General features: G+C 46.5%; 12 protein-coding genes and 1 pseudogene. 3 read left to right on the top strand and 10 right to left on the bottom strand.

All coding sequences use genetic code 11. The annotated features are described in order from the left end of the window. Positions 1 to 11: 11 nt before the first annotated feature. Genes UF06_RS00710 through UF06_RS00695 form a run of 4 tightly spaced genes read right to left on the bottom strand, consistent with a single transcriptional unit; the run spans position 12 to position 3,433 of the window. Positions 12 to 1,322 carry an ATP-binding protein gene (locus tag UF06_RS00710; RefSeq protein ID WP_045568790.1) on the bottom strand — a complete coding sequence of 437 codons (1,311 nt, stop codon included), beginning with the start codon at positions 1,320 to 1,322 and terminating at the stop codon, positions 12 to 14. An 11-nt stretch (positions 1,323 to 1,333) separates the two neighbouring features. Then, positions 1,334 to 1,918, bottom strand: a complete 585-nt coding sequence (locus tag UF06_RS00705) for a chemotaxis protein CheX (protein WP_045568726.1) — start codon at positions 1,916 to 1,918, stop codon at positions 1,334 to 1,336. Continuing rightward, positions 1,915 to 2,280 (bottom strand): response regulator, encoded by a 366-nt coding sequence (locus UF06_RS00700; RefSeq protein ID WP_045568725.1) that lies wholly within the window; start codon positions 2,278 to 2,280, stop codon positions 1,915 to 1,917. Before UF06_RS00700 ends, UF06_RS00705 begins: the two co-directional genes overlap by 4 nt. Positions 2,281 to 2,290: 10 nt before the next feature. Further along, a complete protein-coding gene (locus UF06_RS00695; RefSeq protein ID WP_045568724.1) occupies positions 2,291 to 3,433 on the bottom strand; it encodes an HDOD domain-containing protein in 1,143 nt (380 codons plus the stop codon). A gap of 220 nt (positions 3,434 to 3,653) precedes the next feature. On the opposite strand from UF06_RS00695, the gene UF06_RS00690 reads away from it, so the two are divergent. After that, a complete protein-coding gene (locus tag UF06_RS00690) occupies positions 3,654 to 4,373 on the top strand; it encodes a UTRA domain-containing protein (RefSeq protein ID WP_045568723.1) in 720 nt (239 codons plus the stop codon). Between the two features lie 52 nt (positions 4,374 to 4,425). On the opposite strand, the gene UF06_RS00685 is transcribed toward UF06_RS00690, so the two are convergent. From UF06_RS00685 to UF06_RS00675, 3 genes and pseudogenes are all read right to left on the bottom strand, one after another. After that, positions 4,426 to 6,909, bottom strand: coding sequence for a cache domain-containing protein (locus UF06_RS00685; RefSeq protein ID WP_045568722.1), 2,484 nt, complete (start codon positions 6,907 to 6,909; stop codon positions 4,426 to 4,428). 332 nt (positions 6,910 to 7,241) lie between these two features. After that, positions 7,242 to 8,341: pseudogene (locus tag UF06_RS00680) on the bottom strand (DUF3541 domain-containing protein). A gap of 71 nt (positions 8,342 to 8,412) precedes the next feature. Further along, positions 8,413 to 9,027, bottom strand: a complete 615-nt coding sequence (locus UF06_RS00675; protein ID WP_045568721.1) for an alpha-ketoglutarate-dependent dioxygenase AlkB — start codon at positions 9,025 to 9,027, stop codon at positions 8,413 to 8,415. A 143-nt stretch (positions 9,028 to 9,170) separates the two neighbouring features. On the opposite strand from UF06_RS00675, the gene UF06_RS00670 reads away from it, so the two are divergent. Beyond that, on the top strand, positions 9,171 to 10,553 hold the full coding sequence (locus tag UF06_RS00670; protein ID WP_045568720.1) for a diguanylate cyclase: 1,383 nt from the start codon (positions 9,171 to 9,173) through the stop codon (positions 10,551 to 10,553). A 576-nt stretch (positions 10,554 to 11,129) separates the two neighbouring features. Here the strand turns inward: UF06_RS00670 and UF06_RS00665 are convergent. Next, entirely contained in the window at positions 11,130 to 12,650 is a 1,521-nt protein-coding gene (locus UF06_RS00665; RefSeq protein WP_045568719.1) for a DUF3612 domain-containing protein, read from the bottom strand. A gap of 183 nt (positions 12,651 to 12,833) precedes the next feature. Here UF06_RS00665 and UF06_RS00660 point away from each other — a divergent pair, with 183 nt between their 5' ends. Next, positions 12,834 to 13,409: a malate synthase gene (locus UF06_RS00660; RefSeq protein WP_039441250.1), complete on the top strand. Its 576-nt coding sequence runs from the start codon at positions 12,834 to 12,836 to the stop codon at positions 13,407 to 13,409. 138 nt (positions 13,410 to 13,547) lie between these two features. On the opposite strand, the gene UF06_RS00655 is transcribed toward UF06_RS00660, so the two are convergent. Together UF06_RS00655 and msrB are read right to left on the bottom strand one after the other, a co-directional pair. Beyond that, entirely contained in the window at positions 13,548 to 14,564 is a 1,017-nt protein-coding gene (locus UF06_RS00655) for a GGDEF domain-containing protein (protein ID WP_045568718.1), read from the bottom strand. Positions 14,565 to 14,864: 300 nt separating this feature from the next. Then, positions 14,865 to 16,004 carry a peptide-methionine (R)-S-oxide reductase MsrB gene (gene msrB, locus UF06_RS00650; protein ID WP_045568717.1) on the bottom strand — a complete coding sequence of 380 codons (1,140 nt, stop codon included), beginning with the start codon at positions 16,002 to 16,004 and terminating at the stop codon, positions 14,865 to 14,867. Between the last annotated feature and the right edge of the window lie 45 nt (positions 16,005 to 16,049).

Raw genomic sequence — 16,049 nt, 5'->3', positions numbered from 1 at the left:
CCATCCATCTTCTACTTCGAAGTGTCCTGCTGTGGTTTTTGATTGATAGGGAGCAGAATCGTAAAGGTTGAACCTTTTCCTACTTCACTCTCAACTTCGATTTTCCCTTTGTGCTTGGCGACTATGCCGTAAGAGACGGATAACCCTAATCCTGTGCCAGAGCCAACTGGTTTAGTGGTGAAAAAAGGATCAAAAATGGAACTTAGAATTTCTTGTGGAATTCCACTGCCTGTATCGGCAATTTTAATCGAGACAGAATCATCGTCGTGTTTATCGAGGAAAATAGATATTTTCCCTTTCCCTTCGATCGCATGACAGGCGTTGACAAGTATATTGAGGAAGACTTGATTTATTTGCATTGGTTGGCAATATACTTCAGGAACGCCTTTCGAGAAGTGTTTCTCTACCTCAATATTGTACTTTACTTCATTATTTATGATTTTAAGTGTCGACTCTAGTCCGTGTTCTAAATTGCTGTAATTCCACTCAGAACTGTCTATATGAGAAAACTCTTTGAGGTTTTTAACAATAGCCATGACCCGGCCCGAACCTTCCAAAGATTCTTGAATAAGATCCGAAAGATCATCGAGAATATAGGTAAGATTAATTTTCTTTTCTGCTTTCTCTTTGCTTTCGATAATCGTTTCACTCTCACAATTATTTATCAATGTGTTTAGCTGTTGAATATGATTTTTTACCGTCGAAAAATAATCCTCCAATGTCTGTAAATTAGAAGTAATAAAGCCGATTGGATTATTGATCTCATGCGCTATTCCCGCAGAGAGTTGACCAATCGAGGCCATTTTTTCTGATTGTAGCAACTGGCTTTGTGCCAGTTTTAGCTTATTTAAGGCATCTTCGAGTTGATGCTGTTCATTGTTCAGCTTGACGGTCAACTCTTTTAGGGAATGGTGCTGAGCGGCTTGCAGGGTGACATCATGGATACAAAGACAGACGTGTTCCAATGAGCCGTCGTCGTTGTGAATAGGCAGAACCTCGATATTCTGAAACATTCGGTCTTCAGAACCGGAAATTGGCCGCGAAGTGTAAAAAGGCAAAACATGAGGAGCCTGCTCCCAAGATGAGAAAGTGGGTGACTCAATCATAAAGGCAGTGTCAATTTTCCGTTTGAGGAAATGCTGCGATTCTGGATATTTGTCTAACAGATTTTGGCCGACTAATTCGCTAGTTGTCGCTTTCGATCGCGTGACAAAGTACTCATTGACCATGGCAATGGTGTAATCACGACGAACGATGCAAATCGCGACAGAGAGCTGATTGACCAGATCAGAAAGCATCAATTTTGGCTTGATATTCGACATGTTTTTCCCTGCTATATCCATGCATCTAGCTTTTCAATCACTTGACTAAAGCCGCTGTCTGCAAAGCAAATCACGGTTTTGGTTTCGAACTCAAAGGACTCAATGAGAAACGAGACCTGCAAAATAATCGTATGCTGCCATTTATCTTTTGGTAGAGTGAAATCGTCAGGATCCAAGAGAACCGGTGGTTGAACTCTGGCTTTCAGTTCGATCTGGTTACACAACCCTTGAATACTGGCACCAGAAAGGATGTTAGATACTTCCAAAAGGCAGTCGGCGAGGAGGTTATCGGAAAGGGCATCGTTATCATCAAGACGCCACATATTTTTTGCCAGTTCCTTGCCCCCTTTTCGGCTGAGAAGGGTCAGTACCTCGCCTTGCATTTGGCCAAAAAACGATTGCTGGGTGTAATAGTACTCTTGGTTTTGCTTTAGAATGTTGTTGAGCTCTTCATGAGAGGCAATGCTGATATTGGGCACCGTGAGCGTAACGTGCAAATTGAGTAAGTTGGCCAATTTATTGGCCGCTTTGCCCATCGATATGTTGAGAAATTCTTTTAGCGAATCTTCATGGTCGGGTGTAAATGCATGATTCATAGTAAACCGACCTCCTTTAGAACAGACTCCAGCTCTGGTGCCTCTAGAGGCTTTTGGAGAAATTTAACCGCGCCCAGCTCCAGCGCCTTTTGCTGAGAGGTCGGCTGTATATCGGCACTAATGACAAAAACAAAATTTCTCGCGGCAATTTTTTTCAGTTCAGCCAACACCATAAACCCATCCATCACGGGCATCGTCAGATCCAAAAACATCACGTCGGCTTTGCCATCTTTATAAAGTTGAATTGCTTCTTCGCCATTTTGCGCTTCATGAAGATTCTCTTTAAATTGCTCGGGCAGTGCCCGGATAACCGCCTTTCTCGACATTTTTGAATCATCAACCACAGCTACAGATATCGACATATCACTCTCCTTAAGGCGTATCGGCTAAAATCGATTCAATGACATTTTTATTTTGTTCAGGTAAGGAGCGCAGAAATGTCTCCATACTGTTGCTCGTTTCTGACTCCATCCAGCGCATGGCGAGCAATAAAACTTGGCTATCGATATTCTTGCCAGAAAGATCTTGCTCTCGACCAATGCGAAGGATGCTCTCCGCCATATCAACGCTGTAGCCCCACAATATCAGTATATAGCTGCAGATCACGAGGCTGTCTTTGTAGCCGCATTCAAATGAGTAAAACTCTTCTAATTGATCGGGTGCAGCACCTTTTTCTAGCAATACCAACTCTCCAATCGAGCAGAATAGCGTCATGAGATAGATCTTTTCTTGCTCTCGGGTAGGCAGATGAAGACGTTCAGATAAGGCTTTGCTTTTTTCTGCGGCGTTGAGATAGCGGTTGACGATTTGTTGATGAATAAGCGGATCGAGCTGTTTAAAGCTTTTCTGCGTGAGCATTATGTTGGCAACCGCTTCGACCATCGCCAAGCCAAGGCGTCTGATAGACTCAGTGAGTGAACTTGTTCTGACCTGAAAACCGAGATAGGCCGAATTGGCGAGTTGTACCAGCCTTGCTGCCAATGGTGGCTCTCTATTTACTAGATCTGACACGTCCTGTATCGATGCTTCCGGGCGGAGAATGCATTGTCTAATTTGCAAAATAGTGCGAGGCAACACAGGCAGATCTTCTATCTCAGCAAGCTTGGCCCGGCACGCAGTGGAAAAGGGCATCTGTTTGAGCCGTTCGGCACTATTGAGCACATGAACGAAGTCTTCCTCCGAAAAGGGCTTGGGAAGCATGAAATGTACCGAAGAATTGAGCAGAACACTGGCTTCTTTGCTGGTGTCACCGGTGATTAACGCTCGGATGGAATCTGGGTAGATTTGGCTTGCTTGCTTTAACAGCTCATCGCCCTGAAGGTTTGGCATCAGCAGATCACTGATGATGAGCTCGGGTTGATGGTCGACTTCTGCGGCGGCTTCTTGCCAGCATCGAGGGTCGTTGACCAAGGTGAAATGCCAATCTGGCCGGAGACGGCGCAGCATCCTACCTGCTGCTTTTAGCATCAGCTCATCGTCGTCAATGAACATCACGTGTAAGGCCGAACCACTCATTACCACCTCTAAAGTCTTAGATTATCATACAGATAAGCCGTGCATTACTTTTAGAATAGACTACAAATTGAGCGGTTGAGAAAATGATTATCACATTTGTGAAATCTGTATGGAGGTCAGACGCGAAACGACGGTGATTGCCCAACTTAACCCAGCGTCATATTTCTGTTATCTGCTCGCTTTACCTTGTTAAAGAAAAACGCAATGGACTCGATCAGCAATGAGCACTCAACAAACCACTCAACTAGGCAGGATAAAAAGCACCATTCGCGCACAGATCAACGCTGGCGTATGGTTTCAAGGGCAAAAGTTGCCCTCAGAGCGCGAATTGAGTGGACTCTTTGCTACCACGCGTATCACCATCAAAGACGCTTTGGTCTCACTGGAAACGGAAGGGCTGATATACCGTGAAGAGCGCCGCGGTTGGTATGTCTCACCGGAGCGAATTTGTTACAACCCTCTTTCCCGCTCGCATTTTCATCAAATGGTGCGAGATCAGCATCGTATTGCTGAAACCCGTTTGCTGCATGTGAGCCGCGAAATGGCGCGTGGTGAGTACGCCAACGTGCTTGAAATAGAGGCAACGACACCAATTTATGTGATTGAACGGCTACGTTTTATTGATGGACGTGTGGTGCTGTTTGTGGAAAATGTGCTTAAAGCAGCGCTCTTCCCCGCCATCTTGCAGGAGAATCTGACAGGCTCCTTGACGGGGCTTTATCGGCAGAAATATGGTTACGAGACTCACCGTTCACGCTTTGAGGTGGTTCCGACTTCAGCACCAGCCCACGTAGCCAAAGCGCTCAATTTGGCCCAAGGGCAGCCTGTACTCAAGATATGTCGAGTTAACTACAAGCAAGATGGTGAGTTAATCGACTGCGAATTTGAATATTGGCGACCTGATGCGGTGATGATTCGCATTGATAGTCTGAATGAGTAGTGGCGAAGTCCAAGTGTTACCACGAAAACTCACACTTGGAACTCTTCTCGCTCTATTTGGCGGGTGTGGTGTATTTTTCAGCGAGCAGCTGCGCACTGATTGGCCTTTCAATCAAATAGCCTTGCAAAATATCGCAGCCATATTCTTTGAGCTTTTGGCGCTGGGCCTCGGTTTCTACCCCCTCGGCAACCACTCTCATTTCAGAAGAACGAGCGATGGCGATAATCGCTTTCACTAAAGAATCGCTCTGCTCAGAATTGAGCATTTTGTCGATGAACAGGCGGTCAACCTTGATTTCATCAAGAGTGAGGTGACTCAGATAGCTGAGTGAGGAGTAGCCGGTACCAAAGTCGTCGAGTGAGATGGTAAACCCGAGTTCTTTTAGCTGCTCAATGATCGGTTTCACTTTTGGCATGTCGTTGATCAGCACGTTTTCGGTAATTTCCAGCGTAATACGATGGTTGGCAATTTGGTAACGCGCTGCGGCTTCGGTCAACTGTGTGACGAAAGCGTCGTTGATCAGTTGCATCGGCGAGATGTTGATCGACAAGGTTAAGTCAGAATCGCCATCCGGAAAGAGCTGGCTTATCTCTTCGCAGGCGCGATGGATGACAAATTGCCCTAATTGGTTGATAAGGCCAATTTCTTCAGCCAGCGAGATAAACTCAATCGGCGAAACATGTCCTAGTTGAGGGTTGTGCCAGCGGAGTAAACTCTCCACGCCATGTAACTTACCGCTTTCGGTCTCGATTTGTGGTTGATAAACCACATACAGTTCACCGCGTTCGATTGCGCCACGCAATTCACGCTCAAGTAAGAAATCATGTTGGACTTGCAAGTTGATGCTGCTATCGAAAAACAGTACATCGCCTTTTTGCCGCGCTTTTGATTTGTAGAGCACGATATCGGCTTTGGAAATCAGTTCTTCAGGGTCGTGGCCGTCGGACGGGTACACAGCAACGCCAATCGAACAACTTGTGAACAGGACTTTATTGTCAATGACGAACTGCTGACGAAAAACCTGTTTGATTTTTTCCACTTTTTGTTGGGTTTGCGCCAAGTTGTCAAGACAAGGGAAACAGAAAATAAATTCATCGCCGCCAAAACGTGCGACAAAATCGCCTGGTTCGAGGAACGCCTCAAATTTCTTGCCAATTTCACTGAGCAAGCGATCGCCTGCCGAGTGGCCGTACAAATCATTCACTTTCTTGAAATCATCCAGATCGACAAACATCACCGCCAACTGACAGCATTGCTGTTCTGATTTCTCAATGCCTTCACGAATGCGCTCATGGAGCAGAGAACGGTTTGGCAGCCCGGTCAATTCATCATGGCGGGCGATGTATTCCAGTTGGTCTTTGGTCTGTTTCAACTGTTTGAAATCTTGATTGATACGCCGCTGGAAACGCTGGAAGCGTTTGGCTATCACACGGCTTAACCCCAGTGAAAACAGCGCAACAATCGCAATGGTAGCACTGCCCAGAGTCGCCATTTGCCTAAAGGTACTTTGCCCTTCACTTTTCGCCTGTAACTCTCTTTGCTTGAGGTAGTTTTGGCTGACTTGCTCATACACGCCGGAGCCTATGGTCCAGCCCCATGCTGGGATTTTAATTACGTAACTGGTTTTGGTTTGATCATCCAAACCCGATGGCAAGTAGGCCGCTTGATAGGTAACAAATTGGTGGTCGGCTTTGGCAAGACGCGCAGCATCCGATGGGCTTGCTTCGCTCTCCCCTTGCAGGGCATTACGACCAATAATGTTCGGGTCGATGTGCGACAAGACAGTGCCTTTTTCGTCCATCACAAACACGTAGCCGTAATCACCAAAGCGTAGGTTGTTTATCCATTTGAGAACAGTGGCTTTGATGTCGTTTTCCACATCGACCACATAATCGCCGGTACCGATGAACCAGTCATAAGGCGCGAAATACTTGCCAAAACCGATTTTCTCAAACTCGTGGTTTTTATTGTCGGGTTTGACAAACCACCAGCGGTAAAAGGCTTCGTCATTCGCCTTTACCTGCTCACCCATTTCACGCACGATGTAGCTGCCACGCACGTCTCTAAAATCCCACAAAGAGGTGCCTTCAACTTTAGGCAGCAGCGGGTGCATGATGCTCATGCCGTCAATTTTGTAGATGAAAAAATAGCCACGGCCTTGATTGAAGCGAATATCACGCAGTGCGTCGGTGATCATTTTCGTCACGCTGGCTTCAGGGAGATGGCGGTTGCTTTCGTAGATGCGCGTGGCAATTTTGTGCGCTTCGTAAATGCGTTCACGGATGGTACTTTCCAACTGCTCTTCAGTCAGTTCACGCGCATAGTCGACTTGCTGAGCAACGTATTCGACCTGACTGGTGAGCTGAGTGCTTTGTCGCTGTTGGAAATCGGCGCGCAGAGAAATTAACTCCTGCTCGGAATGCAACATCACATCGCGAACGGACAATGCCGTCCATAGCAAGGCAAAAACAGCGACGATGGCGGCGGGGGCATAAGTGATGAGGGTCAGCAGTTTTTTATCCGTGAGCTCTGCCATGTACCATCCTTATCTCAACAAAGCGGGTGAGTCATATTAACAAAGTGATTAGAAAATGCGTTATTAATAATTAAAATATTCGCTTCAAAGTCGTTAAGATCCAGTTTTTATTCAATAAATACATTTTATTACAGTGAGTAGTGTGCGACTAGTGTAGGCAATTTTGCACATACTTATTTCATGGATGAATGTCTAAGGTGATGAATCACCATTCATTTATTTGAAGTTGGCGATGAGGAATATCGAGCAGACTTTTGCTGAAGTAGGTATCGATAAAGTCGATTCAATCGCTCCACACCAACTCGCTTGCTGGTGTGGAACGAAAGCGATGTTTAAGGTTTGGCTTTCTCTTTGTTCGCGACCAAACCGTAGGGAATGGAGGAAAATACTTTTGGATTGCTCGTCACCGTTGGTGCTGCATTCACTTGCTGCCAATCCAGCAGCATGATGGCCAACACATTGCGATGCTCACCACTTTTTAGGTCGAACTCACCGGAAACTGAGGGAATCATGCCCTTCTCGCGATTTATTGATGCTTGAATCGCTTGGCGGGTCTTCTCGACCACAGGGTCATTTTCGAGGCCAGCGAGCAGAAAGCTGATACCGACTTCGGCGATGATATCCTCTTTCACCCGGAGCAAAATGGTATCAATATTGTCGCGAAAATAGTCGTAAATCCACTGATGCTGCTTCTCATCGACTTGATGTTGGTAATATTCAGAATCGGCAAAAATAATGTGCGTCATGCCATACAACTTGTTGCCATATTGCTGAGGCGTGAGTTTTTATCGCTTGCATCTGGGTAAGTACGGCGAAATGCTTGAATAAAATCATTCACCACATCTTGCTCACCAAGCTGCTTTAACCAGTAAACTTGATTTGCTAGCTGCGCAGCCCAAGCCTTAATCATGTCTGAGTCGGTGGCATATTTCTTAAAATCATAGCGGCGGATCACTTCACGCAGTTTGTCGTCTTGTCGGTGAGCTAATCCATATTCGTCAGCGCGAGCCATTGAGCCGATAAGATCGACGCCAAGATAGAGATACTCTGGCATATGCTTGGTTGCGGTATAACGTAATCTGCTGCGCTCATCGGTTTCGTCCATATAGCCAGTCAAACGTTTCTCTGCATAGAGAATAATTTGCTCAGGTTTGTGCACCTCTGCGGCAAAGTAGTTGAGCCGACTGGCCACTCTGGCTAAATCGCTCCAAACCGCGGCAGCGTATTTGCTGTCTAAGGTTTGGCGAAACATACGCTGACCGTAATGGCCTTCGGCATAAGCGGGTAAGGTATAAAGTTGGCTTTCGTAGGTTGTTTTGATCTGCTGTGCTGATTGTTCAAAACTCAGTGGAGTAACTTCTTCACTCGCGTTGGTGTGGAATGCAGCACAGGCCGATACCAACACAGCCAAATATCCGATTTTAAAACGCATAACCTTGTCCTGTTATCACTTTGATAAATTGAACTCTAGCAGCTATGGTTTGGGTTAATGTAATTGCTTGGTCAATAAACGGTAGGATTGACGTGCCGAAACGTCAGGTTGATGCGTTCCGCCTTGGATTTGGCCGTTTTCGGTACGCAATGACGCCAATAGGTTTGTGTTGTGCCTGCCATAACAAGCAAAGAACCCGCTTGCAGCTCAAACTCGATTTTTTCTTTGGTCTCGATGTGTTGCAGTAGGAAACGGCGTGATTCGCCCAAAGTCAGTGACGCAATAATCGGGTGTTTGCCTAACTCTGGTTCATTATCTTGATGCCAGCCCATGGAATCCTGACCGTTGCGGTAGAGGTTGGCGAGTACGGAATTAAACTGCGCCCCAGATGCCAACTCGCAGCGTTGTTTGAGTTCTAGAAGACCATCCGTCCAAGGGGAGGGTTGCATGGTTAAACCGGAATAACGATAGACGGCATCCCCACACCAAGCCTGCAGACGAGGTTGGAGCACTTGTTTACCAAACAGAGTGATCGCTTCTTGGGCCCAAGGGAGCTCAGTGTATAACCGATGAAAATAGCGCTGTGCCTGACTAGGAGAAAGGAATTGCGGATCCCAGTACAAAAGCCCAGCAGATCGAATGGCAAACCATTTATCGTGATGGAACAGAGAGGGTTGCTGCGTCATAAGTTGTCCGAAAATTCAAACTCGTGAAATATGCTTACTATTATTAACCAGATTGGTTTATTCTTATACATAGTAACTTTTTTAACAATAATAACGATTTATTGATCATTATACCTATCTCTTAGGCGTGGACAGGGGCTTAGATGAAGTACACGTTCGATAAACAGTGGGGCATAAAACTGCTGTTTTTTCTTTTTGTTGTGCTCTCAGCAGGTGTGGTTGAAGTACTCAATCGCAATCAGTTGCAAGTGTTGGAAGATCATTTGCAGCGAGAAGCAAAAGATCAACTTTCAGCGATTCGGTCTAAGCTGGAAGCGACGATTGTTTCTGACATTTATATTGTTAGTAGTTTAGCGACGTTGGTTTCACTTCATCCTAGCAGTAATGTTCAGGCGCTCAACGAAGCGTCTTCCAAAATCATTCGTAAAGGACGCCACCTCAAAAACGTCGTGTTAGCCAAAGATGACGTGGTGAATTACGTTTATCCTCTGTCTGGCAACGAGCAAGTGCTTGGCCTTGATTATCATACGGTGCCCAAGCAGTGGGCCTCTATTTTGAAAGCAAAAAACATCGCTGAGATCTTTATTGCTGGTCCAGTGAACTTGGTTCAAGGTGGCAGAGGCTTGATAGCCAGAGTGCCCATCTTTAGCGATCCGCCGCTCAATACGCAGTACTGGGGGGTGTGTAGTGCAGTCTTAAACCTCGATTCCCTTTTCACCGATGTGGGCTTAGTGAGTTTTGCTTACAAGTACAAATTGGCGATCAAAGGCTACGATAGCCAAGGGGCGGATGGCGATATTTTCTGGGGAGAGCAAGAGACCTACGACTTAGCGTTTGTTCGCGAAAAAGTGAATTTTCCGTATGGTGGCTGGGTTTTGGCTGTGGCGAAAAATGAGCAATTCTTGGCGGGCGTACCATGGTATCAGCTGAATATTGTTCGTTTGCTGGGTTATCCAATTCTGCTTTTACTTGGGCTGGTTTTCATCACCATTTATCGTTTGTACGACATTGCTCGCATTCGCTCCCTGCACGATGAATTGACAGGGTTACCCAATCGGCGTTACTTCATGTATTCACTGGATCGCTATTTCAGACACGCGCAAAAATTGGGTAAAGATGAGACTTTTGCGGTGATCAATTTCGACTTAGATCGCTTTAAACACATCAACGATACGTTTGGTCATGCGGCGGGGGATAAAGTGTTGCTTGCCTGTGCCGAGCGAGTAAAAAGCACATTGCGTTCCACCGATATTATTGCCCGGATTGGTGGCGACGAATTTTTAATTATTTTGCCGCGAGTGCAAAAGCAGGAAGACATTGCACAACTGATTGAAAAGTTGAAATCCGCTCTTTGCGCCAACCCGGTGGTATATGAGAGTGAGTTGATCTACCTGCACGTCAGTATTGGTTATGCTTTTTTCCACCACGACTTGCGTAACTTTGATGACATGCTCAAAGAAGCGGATGATCGTATGTATCTGGAGAAGAAGCTGCAGCGTGAAGCGGCCAGTTCTTTGGTGAGCTAAAAGCGAGCTTTGGCTTGTTACGCCACTAAAGCTTGAACGCGCTGAGCTGAGTTTGCATCTCCTGCATTTCAGATTGATACCCTTTCACTATCTCATTCAAGCCATTCGCCTGGCAGCAAGGCATTCTCTGTTATTGATTAATAAGCCGATTGGTGAATTTTGACCTGCCTAGTCAGTAAAGGTGACGTTAAAAGGCTGTTGTGTCTGGACAAGGGAGAACGTCGTTAATGTCACACATTTCCAGAATGAAATAAGACGAGCATAATAATACGATTAACTAATAATTTTAACTATTAACAATGCACTCGATGGCATAATGCGCTGTCTTTGCAAATTGAGAATGCGATATGCAAATAATATCTGTAAAACAACGATATTCAGCACAAAAATAGACCTTTTAGACAATTATTTTTTTGGCACGCATCGTGCTTTACCTAGTATGACCCTTATTAAGCCGAGGGTCACCTAGCCAACTGACGTTGTTAGTGGACACAGATTGTTCACACGTATAAACGGCCAAACACCTTGCTTGTGTTTGGCCTCTTTTTTATCTGCAATTTGCCGATTTGCTTAAAATTATTCCTCACCACATTTTGCGTAGCAGCTTGGTTGGCGCGGGCACACCGCTCCGCGGGAGCAGATCAAGCGAGCGGGTGCGTTGATACCTCGTTCTATCCACTTGATATTGAGTATTTTGGCAATCGTCGTCAGATCTTTCTTTATATGGTAGGGCACTTCGCTACTGCCACCATGGTTAACGCACAAACGCTTTAACTCTTCTGCGATTTCAATCGCATCGCCACCCTGTGCGTTGATCGCCGGGTTGAGATCAATGCCTGCACAAAGCACGCGATTATTGCCAGCAGGATCAACCACATTCACCGATTCGCAGCAGTACAACCTAGGCTCATTGCCAACATTGAGAATGGAAAGCTGAGCAGAGCTCCCCGGTTGTGATTCAGACAGCTTACGAAACACCGCCCAATGCTGACACGGATCGTTTACCGTGCGCATGTTTCCCCAAGGCAGCGGGATGCCGTTACCGCGATACACCGCTTTGAGTTTACCGGGGCCATACGCATCGAAATAATGCCAATGAGGATAAGGCGAGACTACCGTCATGCGGCGCATGGCAACAGAGGGAGAAACCCCGGCCTTCTTGTGCACGTCGATTTCATAGCCGCTCCGATCGAGTAATTGGCGAAACGGTACTTTCGGGCAGAGCAGCGCTCCTGCAAAAAAGCTGGATTCAAAATCACGCCACGCCAGCAGAATATCTTGGGAGTTGAGGTCGGATGTCGGAGAGAGATCGTCGGCTTGGTCCCAGTGGTTTTGATGACCAATTGAGAGAACGCTTTTCACGCTGTCGGCACTGTGCAAAATGCGATGACCTATGTACACCGCTAAATCGTACTTTAGCCGAGTTGGATACTCTTTCATCATGCTGTTGAGATAAATGGTGCTCGGCGGTTCCATAAAGGAAGTCACCAACTGTTTGGCGTTAACGCCCAGCTCGTCAACCACATCTTTCGGCGTGCGGCTTATCCAGCGGATGTCCATTCCCAAGCTTTTGGCGATATCGATGAGATCTTCCACCGACATATTGAGGCGTTTTTTTCCGATCTCTTCCGCGGCACGTTCCAGATCCGGGAAGTGGTTTTGGTTCGCTTCCTGATGAGCGCGGATCAGCAGATGAGCAAACTGTCGCCCAGTGATGCCCGTTTGCGAGAGCATTTCCGGAATTGCGATTTGTAAAATGTCATTGGAGAACAAAAAGCTGGGCTCAAGCGCCATGCCACTTAACCCGCCACGATTACCTTTGTTGGGCGTGATCGCTTCTAATTCGGGCTCGTCATCCAAAAACCAAGCGGGATCTTTTTGAAACACTTCGGCAATGACTTCCAGCATATCGATGCTCGGAACCCGTTTACCGCGCTCGATCATCGAGAGGTAGGAGACCGATGGCGCGTATTCAGGATTGATGCGAATACAGCGTGCAGAGAGATCTTCCATAGTTAAATGGTTGTTTTTTCTTAGGTTCCTAATCTTGGTTCCGAGAAAATGCGATTGGCGAATCAAGCTTTTTGACACAGACATTTTGTAAAATTCACATTGTAAAATTTTTGTTGTGAAATTGTAGTAAAAAATTCGCTAGTCTACATAGTGAGCAGGCAAGGAAAAAAACCTTCCACTTCACAGAATTGTTAGAAACCAAACGCAAGTTTAAAGTTTTTGCTCCAGAAGCAAAAAAGGAATGAGATTTTCTAAGAGGGAAAGACGATGAATATGCTTAGATTCGATAAAAATGATATCCAACAACAACACCGCCCATTTATCGCAGAAGCCGTCTTTGCCGTCGAAGCGGTGAGCTCAAGCGAACAAAATGAGAAGCAACTGAAAGCGAAACAACTGCTTGATCGCCTTTTCCCGCTGGAAAATGGTTCACATCAAGACGTCACCAGCTACGTGATCGACTATCGCCACCTGATGGCTTATTTTGCGGACGGTACGCACAGTGGCTTGCGCTCTCCCAAGCACTTTGTCGCCTTTACTGGTGGAAAAGAAGATCCTTGCTCTATCCTGCTGCGTGATGAAACAGGTAGCCATGTGGAAGTGATGCTGGGTTGTCACAAAGGGACAGGCTGTGTTGAATTGATTGAAATCGATGACATCCAACTGGAAACGCGCACCACATTCAGCCCGTCGTTAACTGGCGATGCCCCCACCGCGATGCGTCACTGGATTAGCCTTGTGAAAGGGGATGTGAATGGTAAGCCAATGGCAAGCAGTGAAGATAAAGAGTACACCGCGAAAAATGGTGAAGACTACATTCTGAGCTACTGCTACAGCATCTAAGTATAAAATGAGAAAACCCCGGAAAAGTGTGCTTTTCCGGGGTTTTTTGTCTGAGTAGAAAATCGCTGGTTAGAGTGCTGAGCAGCGTTATTTCACTGACGTAATTAAAGTAGCAACGCGATTAAAGCCGTGATGTGATTAAAGTGGCATCACACGGTTTCGGCCAAGCTGTTTTGCTTCGTAGAGCAGTTTATCGGTGCGATCGATAAAATCGTCTGGCGTTTCACCCGTTTTCCATTCAGCCACACCGAATGACGCGGTGATGTTTTCCACCTGCTTTCCGGAACGTTTATCTTTGACTTTCAGTTTTTCGACATTGCGCCGCAGTGATTCGGCGAATTGTCTAGCGATGCGCAGCGACTTGTTAGGAACGATCAGCGCAAACTCTTCACCGCCAAATCGGTACGCGGTAATCCCTTCGCGGCAGCTCATTTGCAGACGTTTGGCGATGGCGCGGATCACGGTATCGCCAAACAAATGGCCGTAGTTGTCATTGAATGATTTGAAATGGTCGATATCCAGCAAGATCAAACTAATGTTCTGTTCAGCGTTCACCAAAGCACGCAGATCGTTATTGAATGCGCGGCGGTTGTAGAGGCTCGACAGGCCATCAAATAGCGCGTCTTTTTGCACTTCGGCAAGCTGCTCTTTGAGGCGTGAGATCTCAGTGCTGGCGTTATTGAGCTGACTGCTAAGAAATCGGGTCGAGTGGCGAATTTCTCGTGATTCAGACACCAGTTCTCGAATCACCCCCATCACCTCTTCAATACTCAGCCCCTCATCTTCGACTTTTTCCAGCTTGCTGAAATTTTTGTCCACCAAGGCGGTAAAAGAGGACGTATCGGAGAGAGTATCCGACATGGAGCTGGCGATCTCACCGAGCAAGATCTCGATGCTGTCTTTGAGCTCTCGCAGGCTGGTTTCCGTTTTACTCGCCACATAACTGTGGTAGAGCTGTTCGCTGGTGGCAGGTGGGCAGATGCCGAAGTTTTCCAACACCGTGTCTAGCTCTTGGTTTAACTGGGGAATAGCATTGTCGACGTAGGTATACCAAAGCGCGTAATTAGCAGGCGTCGCTGCTACATGATTTTTAATCATCAAGGGGACCGCTTTTTTGAGATTGGCGGTGGATTTCTTAAAGTCGTCGCTTGTCATTCTAATTATGCTTTTAACGATAGCTAAACAATCATACTGCTAAGATTAGCGGATGAACGATTGAGATGCTGGAGTTTTTGCCATTTTTTGAACAGCGATTATTAAAAATATTGCTGAGTCAATCAATGTATTTTATGACTTTGTGCACAGGTAATGCATTGCCTTGACAAAATGTGCAACGGAGATAGAAGAGTTCAATAAGTTACCGTACGAGCATTGTCATAGCGAATGGGAAAATCGGCGGTCAGGCAACGATAAAAGACGCGCCTGACCGCTATTCTGCCATTTCAGCAAAAGGGCTTATTTTTCAAACAGTGCAGCGTATTCTCCGTAGCCGTTTGCTTCGAGTTCGGCTGCCGGAATAAAACGCATCGCCGCCGAATTCATGCAGTATCTTAAGCCCGTTGGCGCTGGGCCATCTTCAAACACATGCCCGAGATGGGAATCACCGTAGCGGCTTCTGACTTCGGTGCGTGGGTACACCAGCTTGTAGTCGGTTTTAGTGACAATATAAGCGGGATTGATCGGCTGGGTAAAACTCGGCCAGCCGGTGCCTGATTTGTATTTGTCGGTTGAAGAAAACAGTGGCTCTCCGGTGACCACATCCACATAGATACCCGGTTGTTTATTATCCCAATACTCATTTTGGAACGCGCGCTCTGTGCCGTCTTCTTGCGTTACGTAGTATTGCAGCTCGCTCAATTTGGCTTTGATTTCTGCATCCGACGGTTTGCTGTAGGGCTTGGCGCTTTTGATCTGCTGCTGTTCATCAATCAGCTGGCGAAGCGTTTTCGGCTGCTCATTGCGCTCATCACCAAACACCTCGTCCAAGTACTTGTCGCGGCCAGAAGCATAGCGGTAATACTTGTACTTCAGGCTGCTCTTTTTGTAGTAGTCCTGATGATACTCTTCTGCCGGATAGAAGATTTTGTACTCAATCAACTCGGTTTTCAGTGGCGCGGGATAGATGTTGGCTTCATCGACCTCTTTTAAGAAGTGCTGCGCAATACGCTTTTGTTCGGCATTGTGATAAAAAATGGCCGGACGGTATTGTGGGCCGCGATCAACAAAGGAGCCTTTATCGTCAGTGGGGTCAATGTGGCGAAGAAAGTAATCCAGTACCGCTTCGTAGCTCACCACTTTTGGATCGTACTGAAACTGAATGACTTCTAAATGGCCGCTTTTGCCCGAAGAGACTTGGCGGTACGTTGGATTGACCACATCGCCGCCCGAATAACCCGAAATGACATCGTAGACGCCGTCGAGTTTCTCCATATCTGATTCCGTACACCAAAAACAGCCGCCCGCCAGTGTGGCGGTTTGCAGTTTGCCGTGGGCGTCATTTTTCATCGTATCGGCCACGCCGATATTGCTGTAGCCGATGACGAGAAGTGAAAACATCATCGGCACCAGCCAAATGAACTTAGTCAACTTTTTCATACTTACCTCAAGGTTTTCGCTTGTTGTACGTAATAAGAACGAAGA

The organism is Vibrio sp. S234-5 (genome assembly GCF_000960595.1).
GTDB lineage: Bacteria > Pseudomonadota > Gammaproteobacteria > Enterobacterales > Vibrionaceae > Vibrio.
This window is presented reverse-complemented; position numbering and strand designations above follow the sequence as displayed.